Source organism: Oleiphilus sp. HI0117 (assembly GCF_001635235.1).
Genome location: NZ_LWGA01000951.1, coordinates 1 through 4,779, shown reverse-complemented (window position 1 = coordinate 4,779; position 4,779 = coordinate 1). Strand labels below are relative to the sequence as shown.

Annotated in this window: 4 protein-coding genes and 1 pseudogene; 1 reads left to right on the top strand and 4 read right to left on the bottom strand. The window is 45.0% G+C overall.

Annotated features, from left to right (window positions below; genetic code table 11):
* Nucleotides 1-255: 255 nt before the first annotated feature.
* Nucleotides 256-516, bottom strand: coding sequence for a DUF5062 family protein (locus A3757_RS17040; RefSeq protein WP_068510982.1), 261 nt, complete (start codon nucleotides 514-516; stop codon nucleotides 256-258).
* 56 nt (nucleotides 517-572) lie between these two features.
* Complete coding sequence (locus A3757_RS17035; RefSeq protein WP_068510979.1) at nucleotides 573-1,973, bottom strand: M17 family metallopeptidase; 1,401 nt, start codon at nucleotides 1,971-1,973, stop codon at nucleotides 573-575.
* A gap of 103 nt (nucleotides 1,974-2,076) precedes the next feature.
* Here A3757_RS17035 and A3757_RS17030 point away from each other — a divergent pair, with 103 nt between their 5' ends.
* Nucleotides 2,077-2,412, top strand: coding sequence for a DUF6122 family protein (locus A3757_RS17030; protein ID WP_197470100.1), 336 nt, complete (start codon nucleotides 2,077-2,079; stop codon nucleotides 2,410-2,412).
* 129 nt (nucleotides 2,413-2,541) lie between these two features.
* Here A3757_RS17030 and A3757_RS17025 read toward each other — a convergent pair whose 3' ends face one another.
* Together A3757_RS17025 and gatB are read right to left on the bottom strand one after the other, a co-directional pair.
* Complete coding sequence (locus A3757_RS17025; protein WP_068510974.1) at nucleotides 2,542-3,807, bottom strand: 6-phosphofructokinase; 1,266 nt, start codon at nucleotides 3,805-3,807, stop codon at nucleotides 2,542-2,544.
* A 217-nt stretch (nucleotides 3,808-4,024) separates the two neighbouring features.
* Nucleotides 4,025-4,779 (bottom strand): annotated as a pseudogene (gatB, locus tag A3757_RS17020) (Asp-tRNA(Asn)/Glu-tRNA(Gln) amidotransferase GatCAB subunit B); the annotation flags it as partial.

Sequence of the window (4,779 nt, the reverse complement as noted above, 5' to 3'; positions counted from 1 at the left end):
CGAATAAAACGAATCATTAGACTCTCAGTGCAAGTAATTAAAGTTTGAGTACAAGTGTACGCTATTGGGCGAACTCATTACAGTGTCTTGGATTGAATCATTGGAAATTAATGGTTGAATCTACAACTGAAAAGAGTTCAACACGATCATCGTGCTGAGTGTAGATTCGCTTTTACGTTTGTCTACGGCAGGCGTGAAGGTGAATAGTGCATAAGATAGTCTGAGCCATTGCCTAAAGCAATGGCTCAAAGTAAATTATTTAAGCGGATGTCCCTCGGGTAACTGCTTATACAGCCACATAACAATTTTGTGCTTCATTTTCACCAAGGTCAGATCATCCTTAGCAAGAGGTTGAAGCTGCTTGTCGTGTACTAGTAAGCGGTAAATGTACTCGATTTTGTCGTCTTGAGAGTCATCAGCTTCGAATTTTGCGACGCCACGTTTTTCGGCATATAAGGTGCCGATGCGAATTGCTTCTTTAAGGAGTTGAGCTTCGTTTTTTAGCTTCTTCGCCATACTGGGCTTCTCATAAGTTTATAGTTAGGGTGAATGTGTAACATAGCTAATTTGTTTTATTTGTTGAAACGTTGCTCTAGTAGGTCGAAGACTGCACGAATACCAAATGCTTCGCCGCCAGTTGGTCGCCCAGGAAGCTTTCGATTATTCCAGGCCATTACATCAAAATGAACCCATGGAGTGTCATCAGACACGAATAATTGTAAGTAAAGCGCTGCTGTAATAGCGCCGCCAAAACCCGTGGCTGCGCTATTAAGGGTGTCAGCAATATCGCTTTTTAGCATGTCCTGGTAAGGGCTGTGTAGGGGGAGTTGCCACACAAGGTCTTGGCTGCTCTTTCCACACTCCTGCAACGAAGATGCAAGTTGTTCGTCATTGCAAAAAAAACCGGGTAACTCTGTTCCTAATGCAACTCGGCAGGCGCCGGTTAGTGTTGCAAAGTCGAATATCATGTCCGGGTTTTCGCTATCTGCTTCGGTCAATGCGTCACATAAGACTAAGCGGCCTTCAGCGTCAGTGTTGTCAATTTCGACAGTAATTCCTTGTCGTGTGGTGATTACATCACCTGGACGAAAAGCATTCGAAGATACGGCATTCTCTACTGCGGGTATTAGTACACGTAATCTGATTGGAAGAGCTTGGTCCATAATTAATTTTGCTAGCCCAAGTACGTGCGCCGCGCCGCCCATGTCTTTTTTCATAAGGCGCATAGCATTACTGGGCTTGAGGTCCAGGCCTCCGCTGTCAAAGCAAACTCCTTTGCCAACCAGTGTTATTTTTGGGGCATCTTCGTCACCCCAAGTAAGATCAATGAGCCTTGGTTCATGTACACTGGCTCTGCCAACGGCATGAATGGTAGGGTAGTTGTGCTCAAGTAGTTGGTCGCCAACAAACTGTTCGAGCTTAGCACCGTATTGCTCTGCGAGCTGCTCAGCTACGGTACCCATATCTTCAGGCATTAAGTCACTGGCTGGGGTGTTGATCAGATCTCTTACTAATGACACTGAAGAAGAAAATGCCTGTGCTTTGTTGAGTATTGCTTCTGAAGATACAGAAAGTGTTGGCAGGCTCTTATCATTCTTTTTATATTCAGTGTACCGGTAACAAGAGAGGGCCCAGGTGATTGCGAACTGAGTTTCAAACTCAGTTTGGTCTTCAAATAGCTCGCTGCACTGACTGCAATCCAGCGAGTAGCGCGCCGCAGGAATTTGTAGCGCTAGATCGCCAGCAATGAAGTAGTCACTCTTAGGGCTCATTCCATAAATGCATTGCAGTGCGCTGCCGTCACTATCCGGGATGAGGATTCCACCTTTCCCCTCATAGTTATTTGCGTTCAACCAGGTCTTAATATTTTCGGCTTGCTTTGCTACCCAGTTTTCGTAGTGTTCGCTATTGATAATAACGATTGCTGTGCTTTCTTGATTTGAAACTTCTAATACAGGAAACTGTTCGTTCATTGATTGGTAAAGCCTTCAGGAGTTAGCTGGGAGCGCGAAAGCGATATCTATGCTTTAACATCCGCGCTTTTGATAAGTTCAGTATAAACATAATCGGGAGAAAATCATTCTTCATATCGCATTACACTTTCTCGTACCGTTGTTAGTAGCAACAGCAGTCTTTGCCAAAACACGAGATTCTAAGTTCACGGTAAAAATATATCTGCTTTTGGTTGCGACAATGTTAGTCGATCTTGATCACTTACTTGCGGTACCGATTTATGACCCAGGTCGATGCAGTATTGGTTTCCACCCTCTACATAAAGAATTTATGATTCCGGTTTATGCTCTGATGGCTTTGTTTCCAGCAACTCGGTGGATAGGGATAGGCTTGCTAATCCATATGGGCCTGGATGCCCAGGATTGTTGGCGGCAAGGTTTTTATGGGGCTATTCATTAGCGAAGGATGAAACCCTCTGCATACGTAGGGCTGAAACTAACGGCATGTCCGTTCTGCGCCCCGAGACGGGCCGCCTACATAACTTTGGGTAGGCGGAGTCTCTGAGTTAGATAAGCGTGTTGCGAAGCTTTAAACTTCGAACTCACTTCCTGTCTTCTTTTCAATAAGCTTGTTCTGAAGCTTAACGTAGCGCGGCATACCGTTCTCATCGTAAGGCGGGTAGTCTTCGCCTTGAACAAGTGGAGTTAGGTATTCACGACACTCAGCAGTAATTCCGAAACCATCATCTGAAATATAGTGAATAGGCATTTTCTTTTCTTGGTTAGCAACCTGGCTAAGCGGTGCTTCACCGATAGACCACTTGTATGGAGCGGCTTGTTCGCGAACGATAATTGGCATGACTGCATTCTTACCATTTACAGCGAAATCAACAGCTGCTTTGCCCATGGCATAGGCCTGCTCAACATCCGTTGAAGAGGAAATATGGCGTGCTGCGCGTTGAAGGTAGTCGGCAACTGCCCAGTGGTATTTATAACCAAATTCATCTTTAACCATATTAGCAAGCGTTGGTGCGACGCCACCTAGTTGGGTATGACCAAACGCATCAACTGCGCCTGCGTCTGCTACAAAGCGGCCATCTTCGTACTGAGCGCCTTCAGATGCCACGACAACGCAGTAACCGTAATTTTTTACTGCTTCATCTACACGTGCTAAAAACTTCTGTTTATCAAAGGCTATTTCTGGAAATAGAATAACGTGTGGTGCTTCGTGCGCTTCGGTGCCGGCCAAACCACCAGCTGCGGCGATCCAACCTGCGTGACGGCCCATGACCTCAAGAATAAATACTTTAGTTGAGGACTCGCACATAGAAGCGATGTCCATTGCCGCTTCTTTAGTAGAAATAGCGACGTATTTTGCAACCGAACCAAAGCCCGGGCAGCAATCAGTGAACGGAAGGTCGTTATCTACGGTTTTTGGCACACCGATACAAGTAATCGGGTAACCCATTTTTTCACTTAGTTGAGAAACCTTATAAGCTGTATCTTGAGAGTCGCCGCCGCCATTATAGAAGAAGTACCCAATATCATGAGCTTTGAATACTTCGATCAGACGTTCATATTCACGCTTGTTCTCATCAAGGTTTTTCAGTTTGTAGCGGCAAGAACCAAATGCACCGCTTGGAGTGTGCTTTAGTGCGGCGATATCTTCGATGCTTTCCAGACTGGTGTCGATCAACTCTTCACGGAGTGCTCCAATGATGCCGTTACGTCCAGCGTAAACCTTACCAATTTTGTCTGGGAATTGGCGAGCTGTTTCGATTACGCCACAAGCTGAAGCGTTGATTACGGCAGTTACGCCACCTGACTGTGCGTAGAAAGCATTTTTGATAGTCATTGAATATCCTATTCTTCGATAAAAATGAAAGGTTTCATAAATTTCGCGCATCATACTGCATTTTTATGAAAGTTTCATGAGCCTGATTACTAATCAGTCGGTATCAGTCTTAAAATAAAAACTGTTGACAATTAACCTTGGCGATTCGTATCGAAAGTATAAAAAAGTGAGAGCGGTGCACTCTCACTTCTACTGTTATTCAGGTCAAAAATTAAAGCTAGCTATTAAGTTTCTTGGCAAGAATCTGATTGAACAGTTTAGGGTTTCCTTGTCCTTTAGAGGCTTTCATTAAAGGCCCCATAAATCCGCCCATAAGCTTTTTACGCTTTTTGTCATCGGCCTCTTTATACTGTGCAATCTGATCAGCCATGCCAGCGAGTACTTCGTCAACCAATGCTTCTAGCGCACCGGTATCAGATACCTGCTTTAGACCTTGTGATTCAATAATTGCGTCAACATCATCACCAGATTTTTCCCAAAGTGTATTGAATACTTTCTTTGCACCTGAAGACGACAAAGTGTTGTCTTTAACTCTAAGCACCAGTTGCCCAAGTTGCTCTGCACTGATAGGAGAATCTTTTAAGGAGATGCTGTCGCTGTTGAGTCGCGCGCTTAGCTCTCCCATTGTCCAGTTGGCAGAAAGCTTAGCGTCACCTGAAATGCTACTGGCTGTCTCGAAATAATGAGAAAGGTCTGCCTGTGCTGAGATCAAGCCTGCATCGTAACTTGATAAGCCGTATTCGGCGCAGAACCTTGCCTTTCGTGCATCAGGAAGCTCTGGCATCTCAGTTTTAATCTGATCAATAAACTCGTCAGACAATTCGACAGGAAGCAGGTCAGGGCATGGGAAGTAGCGGTAATCGTTTGCTTCTTCTTTGCTACGCATGGAGCGGGAGATATCTTTCTCTCCATCGTATAAGCGGGTCTCTTGCGTGATGCTGCCGCCATCTTCAAGAATATCTATCTGACGCT